This is a genomic window from Hoeflea sp. AS16, from assembly GCF_038900095.1.
Taxonomy (GTDB): domain Bacteria; phylum Pseudomonadota; class Alphaproteobacteria; order Rhizobiales; family Rhizobiaceae; genus Hoeflea.
On sequence record NZ_JBBMQQ010000004.1, the window covers coordinates 26798 to 52756 of the forward strand.

29 protein-coding genes are annotated in these 25959 nt (G+C 60.6%); 18 read left to right on the forward strand and 11 right to left on the reverse strand.

Annotated features, from left to right (window positions below):
• Positions 1-18 precede the first annotated feature (18 nt).
• On the reverse strand, positions 19-495 hold the full coding sequence (locus WNY80_RS11495) for an invasion associated locus B family protein (protein ID WP_342887525.1): 477 nt from the start codon (positions 493-495) through the stop codon (positions 19-21).
• A 434-nt stretch (positions 496-929) separates the two neighbouring features.
• Between WNY80_RS11495 and coxB the strand changes: the two genes are divergently transcribed.
• The 12 genes from coxB to rnhA all read left to right on the forward strand — a co-directional run bounded on the left by coxB (position 930) and on the right by rnhA (position 10368).
• Entirely contained in the window at positions 930-1805 is an 876-nt protein-coding gene (gene coxB, locus WNY80_RS11500; RefSeq protein WP_342887526.1) for a cytochrome c oxidase subunit II, read from the forward strand.
• A gap of 18 nt (positions 1806-1823) precedes the next feature.
• On the forward strand, positions 1824-3479 hold the full coding sequence (gene ctaD, locus WNY80_RS11505; RefSeq protein ID WP_342887527.1) for a cytochrome c oxidase subunit I: 1656 nt from the start codon (positions 1824-1826) through the stop codon (positions 3477-3479).
• Positions 3480-3611: 132 nt separating this feature from the next.
• Positions 3612-4559, forward strand: a complete 948-nt coding sequence (locus WNY80_RS11510; protein WP_342887528.1) for a heme o synthase — start codon at positions 3612-3614, stop codon at positions 4557-4559.
• A gap of 2 nt (positions 4560-4561) precedes the next feature.
• Positions 4562-4711 carry a hypothetical protein gene (locus tag WNY80_RS11515; RefSeq protein ID WP_342887529.1) on the forward strand — a complete coding sequence of 50 codons (150 nt, stop codon included), beginning with the start codon at positions 4562-4564 and terminating at the stop codon, positions 4709-4711.
• A gap of 10 nt (positions 4712-4721) precedes the next feature.
• Positions 4722-5324 carry a cytochrome c oxidase assembly protein gene (locus WNY80_RS11520; protein WP_342887530.1) on the forward strand — a complete coding sequence of 201 codons (603 nt, stop codon included), beginning with the start codon at positions 4722-4724 and terminating at the stop codon, positions 5322-5324.
• 63 nt (positions 5325-5387) lie between these two features.
• Entirely contained in the window at positions 5388-6263 is an 876-nt protein-coding gene (locus tag WNY80_RS11525; protein WP_342887531.1) for a cytochrome c oxidase subunit 3, read from the forward strand.
• 100 nt (positions 6264-6363) lie between these two features.
• Positions 6364-6747, forward strand: a complete 384-nt coding sequence (locus WNY80_RS11530; RefSeq protein ID WP_342887532.1) for a DUF983 domain-containing protein — start codon at positions 6364-6366, stop codon at positions 6745-6747.
• Positions 6740-7486: an SURF1 family protein gene (locus WNY80_RS11535; RefSeq protein WP_342887533.1), complete on the forward strand. Its 747-nt coding sequence runs from the start codon at positions 6740-6742 to the stop codon at positions 7484-7486. The genes WNY80_RS11530 and WNY80_RS11535 overlap by 8 nt, the downstream gene beginning before the upstream one ends.
• A 69-nt stretch (positions 7487-7555) precedes the next feature.
• Positions 7556-7921: a DUF1304 domain-containing protein gene (locus WNY80_RS11540; protein WP_342887534.1), complete on the forward strand. Its 366-nt coding sequence runs from the start codon at positions 7556-7558 to the stop codon at positions 7919-7921.
• A gap of 31 nt (positions 7922-7952) precedes the next feature.
• Positions 7953-8951, forward strand: coding sequence for a 4-hydroxy-3-methylbut-2-enyl diphosphate reductase (gene ispH, locus WNY80_RS11545; protein ID WP_342887535.1), 999 nt, complete (start codon positions 7953-7955; stop codon positions 8949-8951).
• Positions 8952-8953: 2 nt separating this feature from the next.
• The gene (locus tag WNY80_RS11550; protein WP_342887536.1) at positions 8954-9934 is read left to right on the forward strand and encodes a homoserine kinase; all 981 of its coding nucleotides are present in this window, start codon (positions 8954-8956) and stop codon (positions 9932-9934) included.
• Complete coding sequence (gene rnhA, locus WNY80_RS11555; protein WP_342887537.1) at positions 9931-10368, forward strand: ribonuclease HI; 438 nt, start codon at positions 9931-9933, stop codon at positions 10366-10368. Before WNY80_RS11550 ends, rnhA begins: the two co-directional genes overlap by 4 nt.
• Positions 10369-10416: 48 nt before the next feature.
• Here the strand turns inward: rnhA and WNY80_RS11560 are convergent, their stop codons facing one another.
• Positions 10417-10902, reverse strand: coding sequence for a peroxiredoxin (locus WNY80_RS11560; protein ID WP_342887538.1), 486 nt, complete (start codon positions 10900-10902; stop codon positions 10417-10419).
• A gap of 92 nt (positions 10903-10994) precedes the next feature.
• Positions 10995-11885: a protein-disulfide reductase DsbD domain-containing protein gene (locus WNY80_RS11565; RefSeq protein ID WP_342887539.1), complete on the reverse strand. Its 891-nt coding sequence runs from the start codon at positions 11883-11885 to the stop codon at positions 10995-10997.
• A 153-nt stretch (positions 11886-12038) separates the two neighbouring features.
• Between WNY80_RS11565 and WNY80_RS11570 the strand changes: the two genes are divergently transcribed.
• Positions 12039-12668, forward strand: a complete 630-nt coding sequence (locus WNY80_RS11570; protein ID WP_342887540.1) for a YqgE/AlgH family protein — start codon at positions 12039-12041, stop codon at positions 12666-12668.
• Positions 12669-12757: 89 nt separating this feature from the next.
• Here the strand turns inward: WNY80_RS11570 and WNY80_RS11575 are convergent, their stop codons facing one another.
• The 4 genes from WNY80_RS11575 to thrC are packed head-to-tail and all read right to left on the reverse strand — an operon-like array spanning position 12758 to position 19050.
• Positions 12758-15688: an EAL domain-containing protein gene (locus tag WNY80_RS11575; RefSeq protein WP_342887541.1), complete on the reverse strand. Its 2931-nt coding sequence runs from the start codon at positions 15686-15688 to the stop codon at positions 12758-12760.
• Complete coding sequence (locus tag WNY80_RS11580) at positions 15685-16308, reverse strand: GNAT family protein (protein ID WP_342887542.1); 624 nt, start codon at positions 16306-16308, stop codon at positions 15685-15687. Before WNY80_RS11580 ends, WNY80_RS11575 begins: the two co-directional genes overlap by 4 nt.
• A 21-nt stretch (positions 16309-16329) precedes the next feature.
• The gene (locus WNY80_RS11585; RefSeq protein WP_342887543.1) at positions 16330-17628 is read right to left on the reverse strand and encodes a pitrilysin family protein; all 1299 of its coding nucleotides are present in this window, start codon (positions 17626-17628) and stop codon (positions 16330-16332) included.
• 18 nt (positions 17629-17646) lie between these two features.
• The gene (gene thrC, locus WNY80_RS11590; protein ID WP_342887544.1) at positions 17647-19050 is read right to left on the reverse strand and encodes a threonine synthase; all 1404 of its coding nucleotides are present in this window, start codon (positions 19048-19050) and stop codon (positions 17647-17649) included.
• 156 nt (positions 19051-19206) lie between these two features.
• On the opposite strand from thrC, the gene WNY80_RS11595 reads away from it, so the two are divergent.
• Entirely contained in the window at positions 19207-19770 is a 564-nt protein-coding gene (locus WNY80_RS11595) for a hypothetical protein (protein WP_342887545.1), read from the forward strand.
• A gap of 46 nt (positions 19771-19816) precedes the next feature.
• Here WNY80_RS11595 and WNY80_RS11600 read toward each other — a convergent pair whose 3' ends face one another.
• A complete protein-coding gene (locus WNY80_RS11600) occupies positions 19817-20506 on the reverse strand; it encodes an HAD family hydrolase (RefSeq protein WP_342887546.1) in 690 nt (229 codons plus the stop codon).
• A gap of 85 nt (positions 20507-20591) precedes the next feature.
• Here WNY80_RS11600 and WNY80_RS11605 point away from each other — a divergent pair, with 85 nt between their 5' ends.
• Complete coding sequence (locus WNY80_RS11605) at positions 20592-20813, forward strand: hypothetical protein (protein WP_342887547.1); 222 nt, start codon at positions 20592-20594, stop codon at positions 20811-20813.
• Between the two features lie 7 nt (positions 20814-20820).
• Positions 20821-21954 carry a site-specific DNA-methyltransferase gene (locus tag WNY80_RS11610; protein ID WP_342887548.1) on the forward strand — a complete coding sequence of 378 codons (1134 nt, stop codon included), beginning with the start codon at positions 20821-20823 and terminating at the stop codon, positions 21952-21954.
• A gap of 143 nt (positions 21955-22097) precedes the next feature.
• Here the strand turns inward: WNY80_RS11610 and WNY80_RS11615 are convergent, their stop codons facing one another.
• The 3 genes from WNY80_RS11615 to WNY80_RS11625 all read right to left on the reverse strand — a co-directional run bounded on the left by WNY80_RS11615 (position 22098) and on the right by WNY80_RS11625 (position 24248).
• Entirely contained in the window at positions 22098-22718 is a 621-nt protein-coding gene (locus WNY80_RS11615; RefSeq protein WP_342887549.1) for an HAD family phosphatase, read from the reverse strand.
• Entirely contained in the window at positions 22715-23812 is a 1098-nt protein-coding gene (gene mutY / locus WNY80_RS11620; RefSeq protein ID WP_342887550.1) for an A/G-specific adenine glycosylase, read from the reverse strand. Before mutY ends, WNY80_RS11615 begins: the two co-directional genes overlap by 4 nt.
• 253 nt (positions 23813-24065) lie before the next feature.
• Positions 24066-24248 (reverse strand): PLDc N-terminal domain-containing protein, encoded by a 183-nt coding sequence (locus WNY80_RS11625; RefSeq protein WP_342887551.1) that lies wholly within the window; start codon positions 24246-24248, stop codon positions 24066-24068.
• Between the two features lie 244 nt (positions 24249-24492).
• Here WNY80_RS11625 and WNY80_RS11630 point away from each other — a divergent pair, with 244 nt between their 5' ends.
• Together WNY80_RS11630 and WNY80_RS11635 are read left to right on the forward strand one after the other, a co-directional pair.
• Complete coding sequence (locus WNY80_RS11630) at positions 24493-25002, forward strand: DciA family protein (RefSeq protein WP_342887552.1); 510 nt, start codon at positions 24493-24495, stop codon at positions 25000-25002.
• 196 nt (positions 25003-25198) lie between these two features.
• Positions 25199-25954: a thioredoxin domain-containing protein gene (locus WNY80_RS11635; RefSeq protein ID WP_342887983.1), complete on the forward strand. Its 756-nt coding sequence runs from the start codon at positions 25199-25201 to the stop codon at positions 25952-25954.
• The last annotated feature ends 5 nt before the right edge of the window (positions 25955-25959 follow it).

Sequence of the window (25959 nt, forward strand, 5' to 3'; positions counted from 1 at the left end):
ACTTGTTTCACGGTTTATTCACGGCAGTGCTGCGTAGCCTTCGGTGAAGCCGGCGAGGTCGACCGGAATGCCGATGCCTTCTTCCGGTGTCTGGAACACGATGAAGGTTGCCGTGGTGCCGCCGCGCAGGGTGGTCAGCAGCGTCTCGTCAAGGATCACCTCGGCGTAGCAGCCATCGGAAAAGCAGCGCACGAAATAGGCGCGGCCGATATCCTTGCCGTCGACATTGAGGCCAAGTCCCGAGGGAAGCAGCACGCCGAGCGGCGCCAGCACCCGAAGGATGCGGGCCTGCTGGTCTGCCGTCTTGAGCACCACCACCGAAAGCCCGACCTCGGGACGGTCATCGGCAATCACGTTCTGCATCAGCGCGCATTGTTCGCCGGGAGCACCCGCGGGCGTGTCGCAGACAATCGACCATGCGCCGTGCGAGGACTTCACCTTGCCGGCCTGCTGGGCGGCTGCCGGCGTGGCAAGGCCCAAGGGGGTGGCGAGCATCAGGCACGCCAAGGCAGCGCCAAAACTCCGGTTAGCTATTTGTGCAAATGCCATTTTAACTCCATGGAGCGGCCGAATCATCGCCCAATTTGTAGATGGGCGCAGGAAAATTGGAACCCTTCGCGGCCACTCTCTGCTGTTTTGTGCGGCAAAAATGCGACTTCGGGGCAACGTTGCCGGATCAAAGTGAGCCGGTACGTATATAAAAGCCCGGCGCAACGGGGCGCCTGTCGGCCAAATACCCGCGAAAACCGCGATCCTGGTTGTTTTTGTCGGCTCAAACCCGCCGCTTTCGCGGGTGCCGCGCAAAAATGCCGCATCATCAGCAGGTGACGGCAGTTGCGGGCGGTGTCATTCTGTGGTTTGAAGCGGCAATCTGATTGAGGGATTCCGTCTGGTCACGCAGGCGGCACGATACTCGAGGGAGACATAACGTGACCAACAAGCTTTCTGCAGGGCTTGCCGCGCTGGTTTCGCTGGGCGCGAGCCCCGCTTTAGCGGCGCAGCCGGTTGATTGGCAAATGGGCTTCCAGCCTGCTGCCACTGAAATCATGACACAAATCCGCGGTTTTGAGAGCTACACGCTCTGGTTCATCGTGCCCATCACACTTCTGGTGCTGGCTCTTTTGATCTACGTGATGGTGAAATTCCGCGCCGGAGCCAATCCAAACCCCTCCAAGACCAGCCACAATTCACTCATCGAGGTGATCTGGACGCTCGGTCCTGTGGTGATCCTGCTGGCGCTGGCGATTCCCTCCTTCAACCTTCTGACCGCGCAGTACTCGCCGCCGGAAGCTGATTACACGGTCAAGGCCACGGGCTACCAGTGGTACTGGGGCTACGAGTATCAGATGGAAAACGAAGTTTCGTTTGACTCGCTGATGCTTCAGGACGCTGACCGCGCTGACGCAGGCAAGGAAGACCGGGCGGTTTATCCGCGGCTTCTCACCGTCGACAATGAATTTGTCGTTCCGGTCGGCAAGACGGTCCGCCTGCTCGTTACCGCTGCCGACGTTCTGCACTCCTTCGCCATGCCGGCATTCGGCGTGAAGATGGATGCGGTTCCCGGCCGCCTCAACGAGACCTGGTTCAAGGCCGAGGCTGAAGGCCTTTACTACGGTCAGTGCTCCGAGCTTTGCGGCAAGGACCACGCCTACATGCCGATCGCGATCCGTGTGGTTGCCCAGGACAAGTTCGATGCCTGGCTTGCTGCCGCGGCTGACGATGTCGAAGCCGCCAATCGCAACCTGGTTGCCGCCATCGAAGCCGACGCAAAGTCGGTTGATGTCGCCGCCAACGATCAGAATTAAGAGAGGGGACTGAGACCAATGGCCGGTTCAACTGTCGCTCACGACGATCACGACCACAAGCCCAAGGGTTTTGTGCGTCGCTGGATGTATTCGACCAACCACAAGGACATCGGGACGCTCTACCTGATTTTCGCGATCATCGCGGGCATCATCGGCGGCGCTCTCTCCATTGCCATGCGCATGGAGCTGCAGGAGCCCGGCATCCAGATCTTCCATGGTCTCGCTGCCATGGTCTACGGCTTCGAGGGTGACTCTGCCATCGACGGCGGCAAGCACATGTACAACGTGTTCACCACCGCTCACGGCCTGATCATGATCTTCTTCATGGTCATGCCTGCGCTGATCGGCGGTTTTGCCAACTGGATGGTTCCGATCATGATCGGTGCGCCTGACATGGCGTTCCCGCGCATGAACAACATCTCGTTCTGGCTGCTTCCTCCGGCCTTCATCCTGCTGCTGCTCTCGATGTTTGTCGAAGGCCCTGCAGGCGGTTACGGAACCGGTGGCGGCTGGACAATCTATCCGCCGCTTTCGACCTCGGGCCAGCCTGGCCCGGCGATGGATTTCGCGATCCTGTCGCTGCACATCGCAGGTGCGTCGTCCATCCTTGGCGCGATCAACTTCATCACCACCATCTTCAACATGCGTGCGCCGGGCATGACCCTGCACAAGATGCCGTTGTTTGCCTGGTCGGTGCTGATCACTGCATTCCTGCTGCTTCTGTCCCTGCCTGTTCTGGCTGGCGGCATCACCATGCTTCTGACCGACCGCAACTTCGGCACCGCGTTCTTCGCGCCTGAAGGCGGCGGCGACCCGATCCTGTTCCAGCACCTGTTCTGGTTCTTCGGTCACCCGGAAGTCTACATTCTGATCCTGCCGGCCTTCGGCATTGTCAGCCACATCGTGTCGACCTTCTCGCGCAAGCCGGTGTTCGGTTATCTCGGAATGGCTTATGCGATGGTTGCCATCGGCGCGGTCGGCTTCATCGTGTGGGCGCACCACATGTACACCGTCGGCCTGTCGCTCAACACGCAGCGCTACTTCGTCTTTGCCACCATGGTGATTGCGGTTCCGACCGGGGTGAAGATCTTCTCCTGGATTGCAACGATGTGGGGCGGTTCGATCACTTTCCGCGCACCGATGCTCTGGGCGATCGGCTTCATCTTCCTGTTCACCGTTGGCGGTGTGACCGGTGTGCAGCTGGCCAATGCCGGCCTCGACCGGGCAATGCATGACACCTACTACGTGGTTGCCCACTTCCACTACGTGCTGTCGCTGGGTGCCGTGTTCGCCATCTTCGCCGGCTGGTACTACTGGTTCCCGAAGATGACCGGCTACATGTACAATGACAGGATCGCCAGCATCCATTTCTGGGTCACCTTCGTTGGCGTCAACCTGGTGTTCTTCCCGCAGCACTTCCTCGGCCTGGCCGGAATGCCGCGCCGATACATCGACTATCCGGACGCCTTTGCGGGCTGGAACGCCGTGTCCTCTTACGGCTCCTATATCTCCGGATTTGCCGTCTTGATCTTCCTTTACGGTGTTTGGGATGCCTTCTCCAAGAAGCGCGTTGCCGGAGACAATCCGTGGGGTGAGGGCGCAACGACGCTGGAATGGCAGCTGACTTCGCCGCCGCCATACCACCAGTGGGAAAAGCTGCCGCGCATCAAGTAACTCTGCGCAGTCAGCATGAAATCCAGGCCGCCGGGTTCATCCGGCGGTCTGATGCTTGCAACCGGACAGCAATGTCCGGTCCCCGATAAAGGGGCCCGGTGATCCGGGGGGATGAAAGAAAGGCAGTTGCCCATGGCAATGACCAACGAACATGATGCTCTGACCGCTTCCGCTTCGGTGGCTGTTACCGACGGTGATGCGGGCGATTTTTTCGCGCTGCTGAAGCCGCGTGTCATGTCGCTGGTGGTCTTCACGGCGCTGGTCGGAATGCTGATGGCCCCGGGCCAGATCCATCCGGTGATCGGCTTTATTGCAATTCTGTCGATTGCAGTGGGCGGCGGTGCATCCGGTGCGCTCAACATGTGGTACGATGCCGATATCGACGTGATGATGGGCCGGACCGCAAAACGGCCGATTCCGGCAGGGCGGGTTTCTGCCGAAACCACGCTGGCGTTCGGTCTGTTCCTGTCGGTGTTTTCTGTGGCGACCCTCGGCCTGATGGTCAATTGGCTCTCGGCCGGCCTGCTTGCCTTCACCATTTTCTTCTATGCCGTCGTCTACACGATGTGGCTGAAGCGCTCGACGCCGCAGAACATTGTCATCGGCGGTGCCGCAGGTGCCTTTCCGCCAATCATCGGCTGGGCCTGCGTGACCAATTCGATCTCGCTCGAGAGCATTGCGCTGTTCGCCATCATCTTCCTCTGGACGCCTGCGCATTTCTGGGCGCTGGCCCTGTTCAAGTCCGAGGATTACGGCCGCGCCGGCATTCCGATGCTGCCCAATGTCGCCGGTGAACGCGCCACCAAGAACCAGATCGTTCTCTATGCGGTTCTGACAGCCATAAGCGGTGTCGTTCCGACCATCATGGGCTTTGCCGGCCTTGCCTATGGCGTTGTCGCCGCAATCCTCGGTGCGGCATTCATCTGGTATTCGGTTCAGGTCTGGCGGATGCCGGACGGGGATCAGAAGATGGTCCCTGCCAAGAAGATGTTTGCCTATTCGCTGCTTTACCTGTTCGTTATTTTCACGGCGCTTCTGGTGGATGCACTAGCACCGAAACTCATGGCTCTGGTGGCTTGATCATGGACAAAGTCGAACTGACCGAACAGCAGAAGAAGGCGCGGCGTTCGCGCTCCGTGGCGCTCGGGATCGTTCTGGCCGTTCTGGCCGTCCTGTTCTACGTGGTGACCATCATCAAGGTGGGTCCCGGCATCTTCAACCGGCCTATGTGAGGAAGTGGCAATGAGCGGCAAACCGGCAGAAACGGTCAATACCAGAAGCAACATGCGCATTGTTGTCGCGTGTTCGGCATTCGTGGTCTCGATGGTTGGCGTCAGCTATGCTGCGGTCCCCCTCTACCAGCTGTTCTGCCAGGTCACCGGATATGGCGGCACCACGCAGCGGGTCGAGCAGATGTCCGACACCATCCTCGACCGCACGATCAAGGTCCGCTTCGATTCCAACGTCGCCGCCGGTCTGCCATGGAATTTCAAGCCGGTTCAGCGCGAGATCGAACTCAAGATCGGCGAGACCGTGCAGATCGCCTATACGGCTGAAAACACATCCGACCAGAGCACGTCCGGTCAGGCGACGTTCAACGTCACGCCGATGTCGGCAGGTGCCTATTTCAACAAGATCCAGTGTTTCTGCTTCACCGAGAACGAGCTGAAGCCTGGTGAGAAGATGAACATGCCGGTTGTCTTTTTCGTCGATCCGGCAATTGTCGACGATCCGGATGCCAAAGACGTAACCGCAATCACGCTCTCTTACACTTTCTTCCCCCACGCATCGGAAAAACCCGTTGCAGCGATGGCGGAGCCGGTGCAAGACAGGGATACCTTGTAAGACCAACACTGCGCCGGACGGGTGGTCCGGTGCTGGAATGATGACCATCGGGGAAAAGCTGACATGGCCGACGCACATCAAAAACACCACGACTATCACATCATCGACCCGAGCCCGTGGCCGCTGACCGGTTCGATCGGCGCGCTCGTCATGGCGCTTGGCGGGATCGGCTGGATGCAGGGCATGAAGGGCGCGGATTCGCTGCTCGGATTGCCGATCACCAATCCGGTTCTCTTCCTCCTCGGTCTGGCCATCGTGCTCTACACCATGTTCGGCTGGTGGGGCGCGACCATCAAGGAAGCCCATGAAGGCCATCACACCCGCGTGGTCGGCCTGCACCTTCGCTATGGCATGATCATGTTCATCGCGTCTGAAGTGATGTTCTTCGTCGCCTGGTTCTGGGCCTTCTTCGACGCAAGCCTGTTCCCCGATGAGGCGCATCAGGTTGCCCGCGCTGCCTTTACCGGCGGTCAGTGGCCGCCCGTCGGTATCGAAGTTCTCGATCCGATGCACCTACCGCTCTACAACACCATCATCCTGTTGCTGTCGGGCACCACGGTGACCTGGGCGCACCATGCGCTGCTGCATGGCGACCGCAAGGGGCTGGTCAACGGCCTGTTGCTGACCGTTCTGCTCGGCATCCTGTTCTCCGGCGTGCAGGCTTACGAATACGCCCATGCGCCGTTCGCCTTCAAGGATTCCATCTACGGCGCCACTTTCTTCATGGCTACCGGTTTCCACGGCTTCCACGTTTTGGTCGGCACGATCTTCCTGATGGTCTGCCTGATCCGCGCGCTGAAGGGCGATTTCACACCCAAGCAGCATTTCGGTTTCGAAGCCGCCGCCTGGTACTGGCACTTCGTTGACGTGGTCTGGCTGTTCCTGTTTTTCTCGATCTACGTCTGGGCATCCTGGGGTGCGCCGATCTACCACGGCTAACTGATACCGGGATCCGGATATCCTTTGGGGCGGCGGGGAAACCTGCCGCCTCATGCATTTGAGCTTCGCTATTTTGACGATTGAACAAGGGAAAAGACCAATGACTGAGGATGAAGCCCATTACCCGCCCGTCGATCCGGTATCTGTCGGATTGCGCGGCCGCTGCCCGCGATGCGGTGAGGGCGCGCTGTTCGATGGCCTGCTCAGCGTCAAGCCGAAATGCGGTGTCTGCGGTCTTGACTATTCCTTTGCCGATGCCGGAGACGGACCGGCCGTGTTCGTCATCATGATCATCGGCTTTATCGTCGTCGGCCTCGCCCTCTGGCTCGAGGTCAATTACAGCCCGGCGCTGTGGGTGCACCTGATCATGTGGATCCCGCTCTCGACTGTGCTGACGCTTGGCTTGCTGCGTGCGCTCAAGGGGCTGATGATCGCGCTTCAGTACCGCAACAAGGCGGCCGAAGGACAGATCGATCGTGGTTGAGCCTGCTCACAGCACACATTCCAGGCGCAGCGGAAAATTCTGGGTCGGGCTGGTGCTGTTGCCGGTTGCACTGGCAGTTCTCATTGCTTTGGGGACCTGGCAGGTCAAGCGGCTTTACTGGAAAGAAGATCTGCTGGCCGCGATTGAACAGCGAAGCCATTCCGAACCTGCCGATGTCGGCGCCATCGAGGCGGCCATTGCCGCGGGCGAGCCGATAGACTACCGGGCCGCCCGCGCCACGGGGCGCTTTCTCAACGACAGCGAGCGCCACTTTTTCGCGACCTTTGAAGGTCAGTCAGGCTTTTACGTCTATACGCCGCTTGAACTCGAGGACGGGCGTCTTCTCTTCGTCAATCGCGGCTTTGTTCCCTATGACCGGAAAGAGCCGTCGACACGCCCGCAAGGCCAGCTCGAAGGCACGCAGACCATTACCGGTCTCGCCCGCGCCAAACTTGAGCAAAAACCCTCCTTCATGGTTCCCGAGAACGATGAAGCGGGCAATATTTTCTATTGGAAGGATCTGGACAGGATGGCGGCGTCCGCCGGTTTGCCCGAGGAGAAGGTCTTGCCGTTCTTCCTCGACGCCGATGCAACGCCGGTTGAGGGGGGATTGCCAAGGGGCGGTGTCACCAATATCAGCTTGCCCAACAGCCACCTGCAATACGCGGTCACCTGGTACGGATTGGCGCTCGCCCTTGTCGGCGTGGCTCTGTTTGGCTGGCTGAAGCGAAAATCCTGATCGCCGCTGGCTTTCCACCATGCATGCATGCTAGCCGGATACGGTACATGAAGAGGAAGGGAATTTCGGATGGCAATTCTGGCCGTGATACTGGTGGCGCTGATCGCTCTGGAGCACATCTACATTCTCGTGCTCGAGATGTTTCTCTGGACTTCGCCACGCGCTCTCAGGGCGTTCGGCATGAAGTCGGATCTGGCTGCCCAGACCACGGTCATGGCCGCAAACCAGGGGCTCTACAACGGCTTTCTGGCCGCTGGCCTGATCTGGTCGCTGCTGCATCCGGATGCCGGTTTTGCTTTCCAGCTCAAGCTGTTTTTCCTTGGCTGCGTTCTGGTCGCCGGCCTATATGGAGGCGCAACCGCTTCGCGCAAGATCTTCGTCGTTCAGGCGTTGCCGGCCGCGATTGCACTGATCGTCGTCCTGCTTGCCGGATGAACCGCAGACCGCTGAAACTGTTGATGAGCCAATGACCCGTACTCCACTGACAATCCGGCTTTGCGGTCCCCGCGGATTTTGTGCCGGGGTTGATCGCGCCATCCAGATCGTGGTGCTGGCGCTGAAGAAATATGGTGCGCCGGTCTATGTCCGTCACGAGATCGTCCACAACCGTTTCGTGGTTGAAGGCCTGGAAGCGCTCGGCGCGATCTTCGTCGAGGAGCTCGATGAAATCCCGGCAGAGCACCATGCCCAGCCGGTGATTTTTTCAGCCCACGGCGTCGCCAAGTCGGTGCCGGCGGACGCCGAAGCGCGCAACCTGTTCTATCTCGATGCCACCTGTCCGCTTGTCTCCAAGGTTCACAAGCAGGCCATGCGGCACGAACGGCTGGGCCGGCATGTGGTGCTCATTGGCCACAAGGGGCATCCCGAGGTTATCGGCACCATGGGGCAGCTGCCACCCGGCGCCGTGACGCTGGTCGAGACCGTCGCCGATGTAAACGCGTTCGAACCCGCCGATCCTGCAGCGCTCGGATTTGTCACCCAGACGACGCTGTCGGTCGACGACACTGCCGATGTGATCGCGCGGCTCCATGCGCGGTTCCCCCAGATCACCGCGCCGGCTGCGGAATCGATCTGCTATGCCACCACCAACCGCCAGGATGCGGTCAAGCAGGCAGCTCCGGGCTGCGACCTGTTCGTGGTTGTCGGCGCACCCAATTCATCCAATTCCAAGCGTCTTGTCGAAGTGGCGCTGAAGGCGGGGGCGAAGAAATCGATCCTGCTGCAACGCGCCCACGAGATCGACTGGAACGCCATCGGCGACATCGGCCTGCTCGGTTTGTCCGCAGGGGCGTCTGCGCCCGAAGTCGTCGTCGCCGAGATCATCGATGCCTTCAGGTCCCGTTTCGATGCCACGATCGAACTGGCCGAAACGGTGCAGGAAACCGAGAATTTCCTGGTCAATCGCGAGCTGCGCGATGTTGAACTGACCGCCGCCGACATGGCGTTCGTCAACGGGGAGCGCTGAGCATGGCTGTCTATACCGACGTCAATGAAGAGCAGCTCAGGGCGTTTCTGGCCGAATATGACGTCGGGACCCTGATGTCCTACAAGGGCATTGCGGAAGGCGTGGAGAATACCAATTTCCTGCTGCGCACAAGCGGCGGGACCTACATCCTCACGCTCTATGAAAAACGCGTCAATCGTGACGATTTGCCGTTTTTCCTCGGATTGATGGATCATCTCGCGCTCAAGGGGCTGAACTGTCCATTGCCAATCGAACGCCGTGATGGCGGTCACCTCGGCGAACTGGCGGGCAGGCCTGCGGCGATGGTTTCATTTCTTGACGGCTCCTGGCTGCGCAAGCCGCAAGCCCAGCATTGCCGTGAAGTCGGCCGTGCAATGGCGGCCATGCATGTCGCCGGCAATGATTTTCCGATCCGCCGCGTCAATGGGCTGACCGTGATCAACTGGCGGCCATTGTGGGAAGGCTCGCGCGATCGCGCCGACGAAGTCCAGCCCGGACTGCGCGATGAAATCGATCAGGAACTGGCTGTCCTTGAAAACAACTGGCCTCAGACCCTGCCGGAAGGCGTCATCCATGCCGACCTGTTCCCCGACAACGTGTTTTTCATCGGAGACCGGCTGTCCGGCCTGATCGACTTCTATTTCGCCTGCAATGATTTCTTCGCCTATGACATCGCCATCTGCCTCAACGCCTGGTGCTTTGAAGCAGACGGCGCATTCAACCACACCAAGGGCATGGCGCTGATTGATGGCTACGTCTCGGTGCGTCCGCTGGAAGCACGCGAGGCGGAAGCCCTGCCGTTGCTTGCCCGCGGCGCTGCCTTGCGCTTTTTCCTCACGCGTCTGCATGATTGGCTGACCACGCCGGAAGGCGCGCTGGTGGTCAAGAAAGATCCGCTCGAATATCTCCGCAAGCTGCGCTTCCACAGCAAGATCGCCTCAAGCTCGGAATACGGCCTTCGCACCAGGGATTTGAAATCTTGAAGCATGTAGAAATTTTCACTGACGGTGCCTGTTCAGGCAATCCCGGTCCGGGTGGCTGGGGCGCAATCCTGCGTCACGGCACGTCGGTCAAGGAGATGTCGGGCGGCGAGGCGGAAACGACCAACAACCGCATGGAACTGCTCGGCGCGATCTCTGCGCTGAATGCGCTCAAGAGCGCATGCGAGGTCGACCTCTACACCGACAGCAAATATGTCATGGACGGCATTTCAAAATGGATTTTCGGCTGGAAGAAAAACGGCTGGAAAACTGCTGCGAAGAAGCCGGTGAAGAACGCCGAGCTCTGGCAGGCGCTTGATCAGGCCAATCAGCGCCACAAGGTCAAATGGCACTGGGTCAAAGGCCATGACGGGCACCCGGAGAACGAACGCGCCGACGAGCTGGCACGTGAAGGCATGGCGCCCTTCAAAAAGTAAACGGCGCCCCGATGGAGCGCCGTTCGGATCTTCATATGGTTCTGGAAATCAGAGCTGCTCGAGCAGCGCCGCCGCACCGGACGTGACAGCCGTTCCGGGTGTTTCCTCGAGGTTGAGCGCCGTCACCGTGCCGTCCTCGACAATCATCGAATAGCGCTTTGAACGAATGCCCAGTGTGCCGGTTGAAAGGTCGGCTTCCATGCCGATCGCCTTGGTGAAGCTCGCATCCCAGTCCGACAGGTAACGCAGCTTGCCGGTGCCGTTGGTCGCCTTTTCCCAGGCGCCCATGACGAAAGCGTCATTGACCGAAACCACCGCGATCTCGTCAACGCCCTTTGCCAGGATGGCGTCACGGTTTTCGATGTAGCCGGGCACGTGGTTGAGGTGGCAGGTCGGCGTGAAGGCGCCGGGGACCGCGAACAGCACGACCTTCTTGCCGGCAAACAGGTCGCTGACCTTTGTTTCTGCCATTCCGTCAGCCGTCTTTTCCTTGAAAGTGGCTTCGGGCAGTTTGTCTCCAATAGCTATCGTCACGTCGGCGCTCCCTTGTGTGCCTTTGATGTCAGCTGCAATCTAGGCGGTACGGCGGAAAATTCGAGTCTTGTTTTGAGAAATCCGACCGGCAATCAATTCTTGGCCGCAGGGTCCGCAGAAATGCTCTGTCCGATGGCGCGCTGTCCCAGGGTGACAACGATGTCGAGGGGGAGGGCGTCGCTGTCCTCAGCCATCCCGGAGGGCGGATCGACGCGAACCGTCCACTCGGCCTGACCTCCTTCGTCGCGTGTCAGTTTCGGCGGTGCGAAGGCAAACCCATCCGGTCCGGCAACAAACAATTCGGGATCGACGCCCGACGGGCGGAAAGCGGGCAGCTTTGCCGAGATCGTCAGATGCATGCCCTCCCTATCGAGCAGCACAGTCTCGAGACTGAAATCAGGGCCGGCGCTTTCCGGCAATCGGGCAAATGCCGCATCGACAGCCTGCCGGATGGAGTTGTGCTCCGTTAAGGTTGCGCCGGCGGGATCGGCAGGGAGATCGACGACGAGGTCTGCCTGAAACGGAACGCAGATTTTTTCGCAGATGCCGATAAAGGCCCGGGCGTGGATTTGCGCATCGCCGGAGGCGGTACGCTGGAATGTCAGCGGAAACCGGACCGGTGCGGTATAGCCTGCCCAGATCGCATAACCGTCATCGACCCGCACCGGTGCAGGGTAGTCCATCGCCAGGAATGCAACGCCCTTGTTCTCCGAAAAATCCAGCGTCGGCGGGATGCCTGCACTGCCGGGATCGCGCCAGTAGGTCTTCCAGCCGGGCGCCAGCTCGATATCGAGAAACCCGGCGATCATCTCGTCGTCGCGCGGCACGGGATCGATCACCAGGCGCATGCGCCCGCCTTCGGTTTCAGCCCAGCCGCTGTCGAGCGGGAAGGCCGGAGCCAGGCTCAATGCAAGCGCTATCGACTGGCCAGCAAGGACAAGCAACAATCGTCGGGAAACGGAAATCAGACGGAATTTGAACATGGAAACACTCTAGCTGAACCGGGAAAGGCAAATCCATTCAATACACCACGCCGTCTTCTCATTTTTCCGTGAGCGGTATTTCCGGACCACCCGCCCGGCATTCATGTGATTGTAGGGGCTTCCCAAAATGCTCAAACTTGCTAGGCTCAATGCATGTTCGGGATTGAGAAAAAGTTGTACCGGCGGGCACGGGGATGCCTGGACGGGCATTTCCTGATTGCCATGCCGGGAATGAACGACGAGCGCTTCGAACGCGCGGTCGTGTTCGTGTGTGCCCATTCCGAGGATGGCGCCATGGGCTTCATCGTCAACCGGCCGCAACCTCTCCAGTTCGAACAATTGCTCGACAGTCTCGATCTCGAAAGCCCGAAGCAGGCCGGGGATGGCCCCGGCGCGGATGAGACTATCAGTGAACGCGCCCGGGACTTTCCCATTCAGCAAGGTGGCCCGGTGGATTCAGGCCGTGGTTTCGTACTCCACTCCGACGATTACATGAGCGAGTCGACCATACCGGTGAACGACGATCTCTGTCTGACGGCGACCGTGGATATCCTGCGGGCCATCAAGGAAGGCCGTGGTCCTGAACGCGGCATCATGCTTCTGGGATACGCCGGCTGGGCGCCGGGACAGCTCGAAAACGAAATTGCCGCCAACGCCTGGCTAAGCTGCCCGGGGCGGGACGATATCGTTTTTGACCAGGACCATTCCGGAAAATACAACCGGGTTCTGGCGCATATGGGGATCCAGCCGGCAATGCTGTCCAACCAGGCAGGCCACGCCTGACATAAGTCTCATGCGGACGTACTGCACCCGAATTTGCAATGCTGTTCGAGGGCAGGGGAGCCTGCGGCAAGTGCGGAAAACGGCAGCCGTCAGTTCGGCCGGGCCACCGGGAAACGCTCCCTGAGAAGTTTCTGAACCGAATCCGATCCGATCGGCGGGCCGAACAGGAAGCTCTGGCCATAGTCGCAGCCAATCTCCGAAAGCATGATTGCATCGCTCTCGGAAGCAACGCCTTCCGCAACGACCTTCATGTCCAGCTGCTTGGCGAGATTGACGATGGAGCGGATGAGAATGCCGCCCTTCTCGGACTGGTCAACCACCAGCGCCTTGTCGATCTTGATGGTCTTGAACGGAAAGCGCGTCAGATACGACAGCGACGAGTGACCGGTTCCGAAATCATCGAGTGTCAGCCCGATGCCGGCATCGGCCAGCCGCGACAGGGTCATCAGCGCCTGCTGCGGATTGTGCATGACCACGGATTCGGTCAGTTCCAGCCGGAAATGTGTCGGGTCGCTCTGGGTGGCCGAGATCACCTTTATCACGTCATTGCACAGATCGCTCTTGAGCAGTTGCGCGCTCGACAGGTTGACCGACATGAAAACCGGGATATCACCGATGGCCGTCTGCCAAAGCGCCAGATCTTCGGCAGCCCGCTTGAGCGAGTACATCCCGAGATCGAGGATCAGGTCGGAAGCTTCGGCAACCGGAATGAATTCGGAAGGGGGCACCGTTCCGCGCTTCGGGTCTTCCCAGCGCAGCAGCGCTTCGAAACCGGCGATCTCGGCATCCTTCAACTCGACAATCGGCTGGTAGACCAGCGTCAGCTCGTTGCGCTCCAGCGCTCGCCGCAGATCGCTTTCCAGCCGCTGCCGGTCTGAGCCGACGGTTCGGAAAGCCGGCCGGAACGGTTCGATCCGGTTGCCGCCGAAACGCTTGGCCTGGTACATCGCCAGTTCCGCATCCTTCATCAGGTCGTCGGGAACGGCATTGTTTTCGACCCAGGTGACCAGTCCGATCGAGGCCGTGAGCCGGATCTCCTGGCCGGCAAAGTCGATGGGTGCGGAAATGGCCTTGGAGATCGCTTCGGCAAGCGCTGCGACCTTGACCGCCTCCTGCTCGGAAACAAGCACCAGTCCGAACTGGTCACCAGAAATCCGCGCCAGCGTGTCCTGTGGCTTGAGCAGCCGTTTCAGACGCCGCGTTAGCGCCAGCAGGATGGTGTCTCCAACCGACATGCCGAGCCGGTCATTGACCTGCTTGAAGCGGTCGAGATCGATCATGAACACGCTTGGGCGGACATTCGGGTTGGTTTCGGCCAGGCTGATCACGGTTTGCAGCCGGTCCAGGAACAATTGCCGGTTCGGCAGTCCCGTCAGATTGTCATGCACGGCATTGTGCAACAGCCGGTCTTCGGAGGTCTTCTGTTCGGTGACGTCGATGATCGTTCCGACGCAGCGGATCACTTCGCTGTTCGATCCAAGCACCGGACGCGCCCGCAGCAGCATCCAGTGATAATGACCGTCCTCGGCGCGCATCCGGAACTGATGGTTGAGGCGGCCCTTGCGGTGTTCGAGCAGCACATCGAGCGTCGTGCGGAAACGGTCGCGGTCATCGGCGTGGATGCGCGGCAGCCAGTTGCGCGCAGGCCCTGCGAGGGAGCCCGGGGACAAACCCAGTTGCGGCGAAAGGTCGGGTGAGGTGACGACCCGGTCGCGGACCACGTCCCAGTCCCAGACCGTGTCGCCGGAGCCGGCCAGTGCCATGGCCTGGCGCTCCATGTCCGAGAACAGGCCCTGGTGATAGGCGCCGCCGGCAAAGGCGTGCTGCATCACCGTAAAGCCCATCAGCAGCACGATCAGCACCAGACCGCCGCCCAGTGCCGGCTGCACGATGTCATTGGCCAGCTGCCCGGTCACCGTCATCCATGCGCCAAACAGCCAGCATAATATCAGCGCCCAGGTCGGGATCAGCATCACCGCCCTGTCGTACCGGTTGAAGCCGAGATAGGCGATCAGCGCCACACCCGCCAGCGCCGTGGCTGCAAAGGAGATGCGGGCAATGCCCGATGCCACCGGCGGATCATAGATCGCCACGGCGAAAAGCCCGCCAAGCCCCAGGATCCAGGCCACCGTCACGTAGGACAGGTTGGTGTGCCAGCGGTTGAGATTGAGATAGGTGAACAGGAAGACCACCAGCCCGGTCGCCAGCAGAACCTCGGTTCCCGATCGCCAGATTCTCTCGTCTCCGGGCGTCACGCTGATAAGCTTGGAGAGGAAGCCGAAGTCCACCGAAACATAAGCCAGAACCGCCCAGGCGAGTGCCGCCGTGGCCGGAAGCATCGAGGTGCCCTTGACCACGAACAGGATGGTCAAAAAGACAGCCAGAAGGCCTGCAATCCCCAGAACAATGCCGCGATAGAGCGTGTAGGCGTTGACCGTGTCCTTGTAGGCTTCAGGCTCCCACAGATAGATCTGCGGCAGCTCCGGTGCGGCCAGTTCCGCGACGAAGGTGATCACCGTGCCGGGATTGAGCGTGATGCGGAAGACGTCGTCCTCGCTGCTTTCAACCTGGTCGAGGGCAAAGCCTTCGCTCGGCGTGATGCTGAGGATTCGGGTCGAGCCGAGATCGGGCCACAGCAGGCCGGAGCCCACGAGCCTGAAATGCGGCGCCACGATCAGCCGGTCGATCTGTTCATCTGTCACATTGGCGAGCGCAAACACCGCCCAGTCGCCGGAATGCTCGGGCGAGCTCGAGCGGACTTCAATCCGCCGGACAATGCCGTCTGCACCCGCTGCAGTGGAAACCTGGAAGGCTTCGCCGCGGCGCTTGTAGATCTCGGTTGTTGCTGTCAGGTCGAGCGCGGTGTCATCGCGGCTGATCTTCACCGGCTCGATCGCCTGCGCCGCCGGCGCAAAGCCCAGCACCATGCACACCACCAGCAAACTCAATGCCGGGCGAACGCATCTGGCTGCCAATGCGCCAAGGCGCCTGATGGGATTGAAGCGGGACGTATGTTTCATTCGCCGGAACCGGGCCCTTTCGCGCGTGTGGACTGCCAATCCTCGGCAATCAGCGCGTAAAGCAGGTGATCGCGCCAGGCGCCGTTGATTTTCAGGTAGCCGTTCAAGTATCCCTCGCGTCGAAACCCGACCTTTTCAAGGAGGCGCTGGCTCCTTGTATTGTCCGGAATACAGGCCGCCTCTATCCGGTGCAACTGCATCCTGTCAAACACATGGGGAATGAGCGCTTTTAACGCATCGCTCATCAGTCCCTTGCCCGCATGCTGTTCGCCCATCCAGTAGCCGAGCGAGCAGCTTTGCGCCACGCCGCGCCTGATCGAACCGAGCGTCACCCCGCCGACGAGGCGGCCATTGGACTTCTGGCAAACAAACAGGGGAAGCGCCACGCCCGCTTCGCGGTCGGTGTCATATCGGCGGATCCGGTAGCGGAACGCTGCGCGGGTCAGGTCGTCGTCGGCCCAACGTGGTTCCCATGGCTCGAGAAAGGCCCGGCTTGCGGCGCGCAAGCGGCTCCATTCGACAAAATCGCCGACGACCGGATTGCGCAGAAAGGTCCTGTTTCCCTCGATCCGCAGCTCTTCCTGGGTCCGGCTGCGGAATCGAAACACCGGAGGCGCCATGGCAGAGACAATCCTTAGAACTTATTCGGCTGCGGCTGTTCGACCGCCATGCTGACCAAGTGTTTGAGCCATCTCGGATACCGACAGCAGGCTGTCGACTGGGCCGATTGCCGACACCGTGATCGGTGTGTCGAAGAACAGTTTGCCGGCGAGGTCGGACAGTCTTTGCGGCGTGAGATTGGCAAGCCGCTCCATCAGTTCCTCGTTGCTCACCGGTCTGCCGAACAACAGCATCTGCCGCGCGATCTGGCTTGCCCGTGCTGCCGGGCTTTCCTGCGCCATCAACAGCCCGGAACGCACCTGCGCCCGTGACCGGTTGATCTCCTGTTCCTCGACCCCATCCGCGGTTTTTGCCAGTTCGGACAGAACCACCGGGATAAGCTCCGCCAGATCGTCAGCGCCTGTTGCGGCATGAACGCCAAACAGGCCCGAATCCGAAAAGCCCCAATGGAAAGCGTAGACCGAATAGCACAGGCCGCGTTTTTCGCGCACTTCCTGGAACAGCCGTGAGGACATGCCGCCGCCAAGGATGTTGGACAGCAGCTGCGAGCAATAAAAGTCCCTGACCTGATAGGCGCGGCCTTCAAACCCGATCAACACCTGCGCGTCCATCAGGTCGCGGTTCTCGCGGTAATCGCCGCCGGTATAGCTCGCGGTCGGAATCGTGCGCAGCAACGTGCCGGTCGGCTTGATCGATTGACCGAAGCTGTCATCGATGAGCTTGACGAATGCTTCGTGATCCACGGCGCCGGCGGCAACCACGACGATCCGGTCACCGGTGTAATGGCGCGCGAGATAGGCGCGGATCTGGTCCGGGGTAAATGCCTTGACGGTTGCAGGCGTGCCAAGGATCGGACGCCCGATGGTCTGGTCGCGGAAGGCGGCCTCGGTGAACTTGTCGTAGACCACATCATCCGGCGTGTCGTTGGCCGCGCCGATTTCCTGAAGGATGACATGCTTTTCGCGTGTCAACTCGCCTTCGTCGAAGACCGAATTGGTCAGGATGTCGTGCAGGATGTCGACTGCCAGCGCCACATGGTCCTTGAGTACCCGGGCATAGTAGGAGGTGGTCTCCGTCGATGTCGCGGCATTGACTTCGCCACCGACATTCTCGATCTCTTCGGCAATCTGCCGCGCCGTGCGTTTGTGGGTTCCCTTGAACGCCATGTGCTCAAGCAAGTGCGCGATGCCGTGTTCCTGTGCGGTTTCGTCGCGGGAGCCGGACTTCACCCAGACGCCGAGAGCCACGCTCTCGAGATGGGGCATTGTCTCGGTGACAACCGTGACGCCGTTGCTCAGGCGTGTTGTTTTGACTTTCATATTGTCACTTTCCCCGGCTCAAAGTGTGGCCCGCGTAAGCGACAGGATATGGCTCTCCACCTCGTCCTGATCATTGGGCACTACACTGAACCGTTCCTCCCGTTGCATAAGGTCAGAGAGCCACGACGGGAGCGCGGGGTCAATACCACAGGCATTTTTTACGGCATCCGGAAACTTGGCCGGATGCGCGGTTGCAAGCGTGATCATTGGTGCTGATGGTTTCTCCATCCGCGCCGCAACATGCACGCCGACAGCCGTGTGCGGATCAAGCACATATCCGGTTTGTGCCTGAACATCGTGGATCATCGTCTTGACCTGGCGTTCGCTGGCCCTCCCGGCGCGGAATTCCTTGCGGATGGCCTTGAGCGCGGGCTCGGCAATGTCGAAGGCGCCGGACTGCTTGAGCCCGGACATCGCCCGCTGCACGGCTTCCGGATCACGGTCATTGGCATCAAACAGCAGACGCTCGAAATTTGACGAAATCTGGATATCCATCGACGGCGACGTGGTCGGGTTGACGCCGCGCATCTCGTAACGGCCGGTTCTGAGCGTCCGGGCCATAATGTCGTTTTCATTGGTGGCGATCACCAGCTTGGCAATCGGCAAGCCCATGCGTTTTGCGCAATAGCCTGCGAAAATATCGCCGAAATTGCCGGTCGGAACCGTGAACGATACTTTCCGGTCGGGAGCACCGAGTGAGACGGCGGCGGTGAAGTAATAGACGATCTGGGCCATGATCCGGGCCCAGTTGATCGAATTCACCCCGGACAGCCGCACCTGACCGCGGAAAGAGGCGTGGTTGAACATGGCTTTGACCATGTCCTGGCAATCGTCGAAATTGCCCTTCAGGGCCATGGCGTGCACATTGGCGGCCTTGGACGTTGTCATCTGCCGTTGCTGCACCGGCGACACCCGGCCTTCCGGAAACAGGATGAAGATGTCTGTCCGGTCGCGTCCGGCAAAGGCCTCGATTGCGGCGCCGCCTGTATCTCCGGACGTGGCGCCGACGATGGTTGCCCGTTCGCCGCGCTTGGCCAGCACATGGTCCATCAGCCGTGCGATCAGCTGCATCGCCACATCCTTGAAGGCCAGGGTCGGGCCGTGGAAAAGTTCCAGCACGAATGAATTCGGCCCGCTCTGCACCAGCGGTGCGACTGCTGGATGGCGGAAGCTCGCATAGGCTTCATCGATCATCGAACGAAGCGCGTCGGGTTCGATTTCGCCGGCAGTGAACGGCTCGATCACGCGGAAGGCGATTTCCTGGTAGCTCTGTCCGCGCATGGCCCGGATGTCCTTGCGCGAAAAGCCCGGCCATTCGCGCGGCACATACAGACCGCCATCACGCGCAAGGCCTGCCAGAAGCGCATCGCTGAACCTGAGTGCGGGCGCTTCGCCCCGTGTCGAAATATAGTCCACAGACATGTTCTCCGGTGGTGGACGCGGATCGCGCAAGATGAGATAACGCCGGTCGATTTTCCGCCGCGCGGCTGATATAGACCATGGGCGGTCGTCATGCAAAGGCCACACACCTGTTAGAGGGATTGTCTTTCGCATTGGGTGAATGAAGGTAGGTTTATCGTGTCACAAAGTTTGTTGCGTTTCGCTCCGGTTCTGATCAGCGCAGCGCTGATTGCCGGCTGCACCTCTGCCGATCCCCGGTCGGTGTTAAGTCCCGGCAGGGGCAATCAGCAGGCCGCGATTGATGCCGAGACAGGCTCGGCCGTGGTCCAGGGAGCCTGCCCGGCGGTGTTGCTGCGTGAAGGCACCGCATATTACACCACCTACGCCAAGGGCGGCGACGGCGATCCGGCTAAGCTGATCCATCAGGCGTCAATCAGCGATACGACACGGCAATGCCGGATCAGCGGCGACCAGATGATTGTGACGGTTGTTGTGACCGGTCGCGTTGTCGGCGGCCCGCAAGCCAAAAGCGGGCAGGTCAACCTGCCGCTCCGCGTCGTGGCGCTCGATGGCGAGACGGTTCTTTATTCCGAGTTGCAGAAGCATCCGGTGATGATCACCGAAGGCGGTCCGGCCGAACAGTTCATCTACACCAATGCCAGCGTCACGTTCCCGGTCAGCGCATCCCGCTCCGCCAAGCTCTATGCCGGCTTTGATCCCGGGCCGTACAACACGCCCTGATCTTCAATATCGCCAAAAGCGGAAATCAGAACTCGGTCTGGCTGTCTCAGAGCAGTTCCGACCAGCCGGCAAGCGCTTCGATCGTGGCCGGAAGGTCGGCCATTCGGCTGATCACTGTTTCCGCACCGGCTTCCGTCAGCTTGTCGGCATGGCCCGGGTAGCTGTGCGACCCGCCGGTAAAGCCGATAATGCGCATGCCTGCGGCCGCTGCGGCCTGGATGCCATGCACGGAATCCTCGATCACCAGCACATTGGCGGGCTTTGCGTCGAATTGCTTCGCTCCGTAAAGAAACACGTCCGGCGCCGGCTTGGTGCGGCCTTCGCCGACATCCTTTGCCGAATAGACATGGTCGCCAAACAGCCGGTCCAGCCCGGTGCGCGCCAGCATGGCTTTCAGCCGGTGGGAGGATGAGTTCGAGCAGATGCAGCGCGGACCGGGGATGCGCATGATCGCCTGTGCCGCGCCGTCAATGGCCTGCACCTCTCTGCCAAGCTTCTTGTCGAGCAGGCTTTCCGAAGCATCGAGCAGGGTGGCCGAGAACGGAATGCTGGCTTCCCGCTCGACCTCGAACAGGATGTCCTTCCACGTCAGCCCGGCAAAGCGCTCGGCCAGTTCTTCCGCGCTGATCGGATATCCGGCGTCGCTCAGAAGCTTGGATTCGACCTGCGCCGCAATAATTTCGCTGTCGACCAGAACGCCGTCGCAATCGAATATGATGAGGTCGAAACCGGCCATGGGAAAGGTCCTGTCTTGGGATGGGCGGGGAGGGGAGAAAGCGCCACCGGACCTACAGCATGCTCACATGACAGGCAAGTGAAGGATGGCAGTCTTCAGCGATCCCGAGGGAGCCGATCCGCGCAGCCCGGTGTCAGTGAAGCGGTTCGATGGCGCGGGCACAGGGGCAGCACTCGCCGCGCCAGGGAACAAAAATGCCATTCCGGCTCACCTGATCGCTTTGAAAATCAAGGGCCTCGCCGGCATTCATTCAATGTTTACCCTGTTCGGTAACCATAAGGCTCAGTTGTTGCGTTTTGTAATGTGAGTATCAAATGGCCCGTTCTGTTTCGCTTTCCGGAATTTCTGCCGTCAATGACACGCGCCAGTCCTGGCTCGACACCATCATCAAGGGGGATTGCGTGGCAGCACTCGAAGCGCTCCCGTCAAACTCCGTCGATGTCATTTTCGCCGATCCGCCGTACAATCTGCAGCTTGGCGGAGATCTTGCCCGTCCGGATCAGTCGATGGTCGACGCGGTCAACGATCACTGGGACCAGTTCGACAGCTTTGCCGCCTACGACGCTTTTACCCGCGCCTGGCTGATGGCCTGCCGTCGTGTGCTCAAGCCGAACGGCACCATCTGGGTGATCGGCTCCTATCACAATATTTTCCGCGTCGGCACGCAGCTCCAGGACATCGGTTTCTGGCTGCTCAACGATGTCGTCTGGCGCAAGACCAACCCGATGCCCAATTTCCGTGGCCGCCGTTTCCAGAACGCGCACGAAACCATGATCTGGGCCTCGCGGGACCAGAATGCCAAGAGCTACACCTTCAATTACGAAGCCATGAAGGCATCCAACGACGATGTGCAGATGCGCTCGGACTGGCTGTTCCCGATCTGCACCGGGGCCGAACGGCTCAAGGGCGAGGACGGCAAGAAGGTACATCCGACCCAGAAGCCCGAGGCTTTGCTGGCCCGTGTCCTGATGGCGTCATCCAAGCCCGGTGATGTGGTGCTCGATCCGTTCTTCGGCTCCGGCACCACCGGCGCTGTCGCCCGCCGTCTCGGCCGTCATTTCGTCGGCATCGAGCGCGAGCAGGAATACATCGACGCCGCACGTGCCCGCATCGACGCCGTCGAACCGCTGGGCAAGAACGAACTCACCGTGTTGACGGGAAAACGCGCCGAGCCGCGGGTTGCCTTCAACGTGCTGATCGAAGCCGGCCACGTCAAGCCCGGCGATGTGCTGCATGACGCCAAGCGCAAGCATCAGGCGATCGTTCGCGCCGACGGCACCCTGGTCGCCAACGGACAGGCAGGCTCGATTCACAAGGTCGGTGCCCTGGTCCAGGGCTTCGATGCCTGCAATGGCTGGACCTTCTGGCATGTCGAGACACCGGATGGCCTCAAGCTGATCGACGATTTCCGCGCCGCAATCCGCAAGGAAATGGCGCGCGCCGGATAAGTTCCGGCAACCAGATCCGGCGGGTGTCAAGTACCTTCAGTCACCGCCGGGGCATGCAGCGCCCGGGATGTGTCGCACATCCCGGGCGCCCGCGTTCCTGGGGCGCCGAAATCCGGATGCTTTGCTGATCGACCTGTGCGGGCTCAGATAACCCCGAAGGCTTTCAGATCCTCGCGCAACTTTTCTGCACCGGTGAAGTGCACCGCCTGCCAGCCCGCCGCAATGGCGCCTTCGACGTTCTTCTCGCTGTCGTCGATGAAAAGGCAGGCTGCGGGATCGAGGTCGAAGCTTGCGGTATGGGTGTCGTAGATTTCCCGGTCCGGCTTGATCATCCCGATCTCGCCCGACACGGTCACCCCGCGCGGAACCTTCAGGAACGGAAACCGTTCCTGTGCTTCCCTGAACGTATCGGCGGCGAAATTGGTCAGCATGGTCACGTCGCGGCCCTGCTGGATCAGGTCGAGCATGATGTCGACGCTGTCGTCATAGGCGTGGCTGACCATCTCATGCCAGTGGCTGCGAAACGCGCGGATCAGCTCGGCTTTCTCGGGGAACTGGTCGATCAGCAACGCCTCGGCGTCGGCCCAGCTGCGCCCGCGGTCCTGCTCGAGGTTCCATTCATGGGTACAGACAGTTTCGAAGAACGCATTGCGTTCCGCCTCGTCCGGGATCAGCCGGCTGAACGGGATATTCGGATCGTAGTGGATCAGCACCTTGCCGATGTCGAAAACGATGTGGCTGACTGGCCGTCGGGTCTCGCTCATGTCTTGCCTTTTCTGAACAATGCGGGGAAGGCGGCACTCAGCGCCTTTTTCATCACTGTCGGCAGCGCTTCGCCGGTCAGCGAATCGCTGTCACTCCACCAGCCCTCATGGTCGGGGGTATGGGTGACAACCGCATGAAAAACCTCAAGCCGCAATTCAAAATGTGTAAAAACATGTGAAATGACACCCTTGCTGCGCCAGTCGGCCTCGAAAGGCGCGGACTTTGCCCCGGTGCCGCCATCGGCACGAACCGTCCAGTTGGTGGTTGGTATTCCGGTCATGCCGCCGAGCAGACCCTTGTCCGGGCGTTTGACCAGAAGCACCGCGCCATCGCTGCGTTCGGCCACGAATGCAGCGCCAAGGCGAACCGGCTTTGCCTTCTTCGGCAGCTTGACCGGGAACTGTTCCTGCCGACCGGACTGGCGCGCCTGGCAATCGTCGGTGAGCGGACACAAGGCGCAGGCAGGCCGTTTCGGGGTGCAGATGGTCGCACCAAGATCCATCAGTGCCTGGGCAAAATCGCCGGGCCGGTCGATGGGGGTAGCCTCGGCCACAAACGCACGGATTTCACTCTTTGCCGAGGGCAGGGGCGTTCCGATTTCGAAAAGCCGCGTGAACACGCGCTCGATATTGCCATCGACCACCGCTGCCGGCCGGTCGAATGCAATCGCCGCAATCGCCGCGGCCGTATAGGGACCGATGCCGGGCAGTGCCAGCAAGCCTTTCTCGGTGTCGGGAAACTGCCCGCCATGGTCTTGGGCGACCACATCGGCACAGAGCTTCAGGTTGCGGGCGCGGGAATAGTATCCCAGTCCCGCCCAGGCCTTCATCACGTCTTCGGTTTCGGCCGCGGCCAGGTCCGCGACGCTGGGCCAGCGTTTCACGAAGGCGTCGAAATAGGATTTGACCGCCTGCACGGTGGTTTGCTGCAGCATGATTTCCGAGAGCCAGACCCTGTAGGGATCGGCCACCACGCCTTGCGCGCGGTCCTGCGGGCTGATCCGCCAGGGCAAGGCGCGGGCATGCCGGTCATACCAGGCGAGCAGCTGGCGCGCGATACCGGGCGCGGTCTTGGAGGGCTTTGCGGATGACATGGAACTCATGGGGCGATGCAAGGGGCGGGAACGACAGGAATTGGCGCGCTCGTTGATGAACGCACGTCCGGATCATGTCGTGCCGGTCACCCGCGCGCAATCCATTGTCACGGTTTTCCCGCACCAAGGTCCGCCTTTGGTTTCGCGGGAAACGGAATTCGGCTCCGGGCGGCCTCAGCCGCAGGGCCAGAACCGGAAACAATAGGCCGGCGTCCCGTCAGGGACGCCGGCCTCGCATCGTGTGTCGGGGAGGCTAGAGCCTGTTGCGTCCGGCCAGCAGCCAGATCAGCAGGCCGATCACAGGCAACAGCAGGATGATCAGGATCCACACCAGCTTGCTGCCGGTAGAACCGCCGCCCTTGACGATCTGCAGGATCGCCCAGATATCGAGGATCAGGATGATAATTCCCAGAATGCCGCTGTATTCAAAACCCATGTCTGCTTCTCCAAATTTGCTTGCGCCGTAGTCAGGTGTTGTCCCAATCAAACTGTTTGGCTCGACAAAGGTTCCATCCAAGGCAAACCCCGCGCACGCAAACATGGGCATGGCGGAGTGTGTTATTGCCAACGGGGCTGGAGATGCACGGTGCTTTCCATGAACACATTTTGGCGCTATCCCAAGTAAGAGACAGGGGCCGGCCCGGCGAAGTGCCGGCTGGCATGCAAGCAGAGGCAGGGTTGTGGCAAAACCGTTCACCCGCAAGGGCAGCGTCCAGATCGCCGAAATCGCCAATGGCCTGATCGATCCGATCCTGGCCAAGCGTGCCGGCATCAACACGCTGCTGCTGGGGTCCTGGGATGATATCGTCGGAGAGCAGTTTGCCGGCTGTTCCAGGCCCGAACGCATCCGCTGGCCGCGTCAGGACGGGCCGGATGAAACCGGTGGCGGCTTCGCACCGGGCCTGTTGACCATCGCCTGCGAGGGCGCGCGCGCGCTCTTCCTCATGCATCAGGAAGCGGAACTGATATCCAGGGTCAACAGCTTCTTCGGTTTCCAGGCGATCTCCCAGATCCGCATTGTCCAGAAGGCGATCCACATTCCGCCGCGCAAGCCGAAGGCGCGGCCGCTGGATGCCCGGGAAAAGAGCCGTCTTGCCTCGATGCTGGCCGACGTCGAGGATCCGCGCCTGCGCGAGGCGCTGGAGCGGCTGGGCACCGGTGTGATCGGCCGCAGCCCAAAGCGGCGCTAGCGATCCGGTTCCGCTGCGCCCCGCACAGATCACGTCTGAGTGATCATGTTGCACTTGTTTGGCCACATTTGACGTTATAGGACTTGGGGCAAGACCGGCGTCCGGCTCGCATGAGCATGGCGCCGGGCGCGTGTGGGATCGAATGGCGGTCTTGCGGGCGTTGGTAGCCACAATTTCCACAGAATGGGTGACTTGTATGTTCCGTTTGACCTCCCGATTGACCGCTGCCGCGAGTGTTTCGCTGCTGGCACTGACCCTCACGGCCTGTTCGGATTCGTCGGATCAGACACCGCAAGCCTCCGATACGTCTGCCGCTGCGGTTTCAACCGAGACAGCCGATGCCGGTGTTTCAATGGAAACGACCGCTTCCACGGCTGCCGCGGTTGAGGCGCCGAAGCCCGATGGCGAAGTCGACGTGGCAAAGCTGATGGAGCCGGGTCCTCTCAAGGAAATGACGTTGGGTGATGAAAACGCCCCCGTCACCATCGTCGAATACATGTCGATGACCTGTCCGCATTGCGCTTCTTTCCATGAAGACAACTTCAAGCCGCTTCAGGAAAAATACATAGATACCGGCAAGGTCCGGTTTGTCCTGCGCGAGTTTCCGTTCGATCCGCGCGCCGCAGCCGCCATCATGCTGGCCCGTTGCGCCCCTGAAAACCAGTTTTTCCCGATGGTCGATGTGCTGTTCAAGCAGCAACGGACCTGGGCAACTGCGCCTGATGGCCGCGAAGCACTGCTGCAAATTGCCCGTTTGGCGGGTTTTACACAGGAGTCCTTTGAAGCTTGCTTGACGAACCAGAAACTTCTGGACGATGTGAATGCTGTAAGAACCAAGGCCGGAAACGAGTTCGGAGTGCAATCCACGCCAACCTTCTTCGTCAACGGCAAGCGGTACCCGGGGAATATGTCGATTGACATCATGTCGGCGATCATCGACCCGCTCCTCTAGGCGGG

Excerpts from the sequence above, each read along its gene's own strand:
- thrC (WP_342887544.1), bottom strand. The coding sequence starts at position 19,050 with ATGTCTGTGGACTATATTTCGACACGGGGCGAAGCGCCCGCACTCAGG.
- WNY80_RS11585 (WP_342887543.1), bottom strand. The coding sequence starts at position 17,628 with ATGAAAGTCAAAACAACACGCCTGAGCAACGGCGTCACGGTTGTCACC.
- WNY80_RS11575 (WP_342887541.1), bottom strand. The coding sequence starts at position 15,688 with ATGAAACATACGTCCCGCTTCAATCCCATCAGGCGCCTTGGCGCATTG.
- WNY80_RS11550 (WP_342887536.1), top strand. The coding sequence starts at position 8,954 with ATGGCTGTCTATACCGACGTCAATGAAGAGCAGCTCAGGGCGTTTCTG.
- WNY80_RS11570 (WP_342887540.1), top strand. The coding sequence starts at position 12,039 with ATGTTCGGGATTGAGAAAAAGTTGTACCGGCGGGCACGGGGATGCCTG.
- ctaD (WP_342887527.1), top strand. The coding sequence starts at position 1,824 with ATGGCCGGTTCAACTGTCGCTCACGACGATCACGACCACAAGCCCAAG.
- WNY80_RS11520 (WP_342887530.1), top strand. The coding sequence starts at position 4,722 with ATGAGCGGCAAACCGGCAGAAACGGTCAATACCAGAAGCAACATGCGC.
- WNY80_RS11565 (WP_342887539.1), bottom strand. The coding sequence starts at position 11,885 with ATGTTCAAATTCCGTCTGATTTCCGTTTCCCGACGATTGTTGCTTGTC.
- mutY (WP_342887550.1), bottom strand. The coding sequence starts at position 23,812 with ATGTCATCCGCAAAGCCCTCCAAGACCGCGCCCGGTATCGCGCGCCAG.
- WNY80_RS11580 (WP_342887542.1), bottom strand. The coding sequence starts at position 16,308 with ATGGCGCCTCCGGTGTTTCGATTCCGCAGCCGGACCCAGGAAGAGCTG.
- WNY80_RS11605 (WP_342887547.1), top strand. The coding sequence starts at position 20,592 with ATGGCAGTCTTCAGCGATCCCGAGGGAGCCGATCCGCGCAGCCCGGTG.
- WNY80_RS11495 (WP_342887525.1), bottom strand. The coding sequence starts at position 495 with ATGCTCGCCACCCCCTTGGGCCTTGCCACGCCGGCAGCCGCCCAGCAG.
- WNY80_RS11635 (WP_342887983.1), top strand. The coding sequence starts at position 25,199 with ATGTTCCGTTTGACCTCCCGATTGACCGCTGCCGCGAGTGTTTCGCTG.
- ispH (WP_342887535.1), top strand. The coding sequence starts at position 7,953 with ATGACCCGTACTCCACTGACAATCCGGCTTTGCGGTCCCCGCGGATTT.
- WNY80_RS11530 (WP_342887532.1), top strand. The coding sequence starts at position 6,364 with ATGACTGAGGATGAAGCCCATTACCCGCCCGTCGATCCGGTATCTGTC.
- WNY80_RS11540 (WP_342887534.1), top strand. The coding sequence starts at position 7,556 with ATGGCAATTCTGGCCGTGATACTGGTGGCGCTGATCGCTCTGGAGCAC.
- WNY80_RS11625 (WP_342887551.1), bottom strand. The coding sequence starts at position 24,248 with ATGGGTTTTGAATACAGCGGCATTCTGGGAATTATCATCCTGATCCTC.
- WNY80_RS11600 (WP_342887546.1), bottom strand. The coding sequence starts at position 20,506 with ATGGCCGGTTTCGACCTCATCATATTCGATTGCGACGGCGTTCTGGTC.
- WNY80_RS11525 (WP_342887531.1), top strand. The coding sequence starts at position 5,388 with ATGGCCGACGCACATCAAAAACACCACGACTATCACATCATCGACCCG.
- WNY80_RS11615 (WP_342887549.1), bottom strand. The coding sequence starts at position 22,718 with ATGAGCGAGACCCGACGGCCAGTCAGCCACATCGTTTTCGACATCGGC.
- WNY80_RS11515 (WP_342887529.1), top strand. The coding sequence starts at position 4,562 with ATGGACAAAGTCGAACTGACCGAACAGCAGAAGAAGGCGCGGCGTTCG.
- WNY80_RS11510 (WP_342887528.1), top strand. The coding sequence starts at position 3,612 with ATGGCAATGACCAACGAACATGATGCTCTGACCGCTTCCGCTTCGGTG.
- WNY80_RS11610 (WP_342887548.1), top strand. The coding sequence starts at position 20,821 with ATGGCCCGTTCTGTTTCGCTTTCCGGAATTTCTGCCGTCAATGACACG.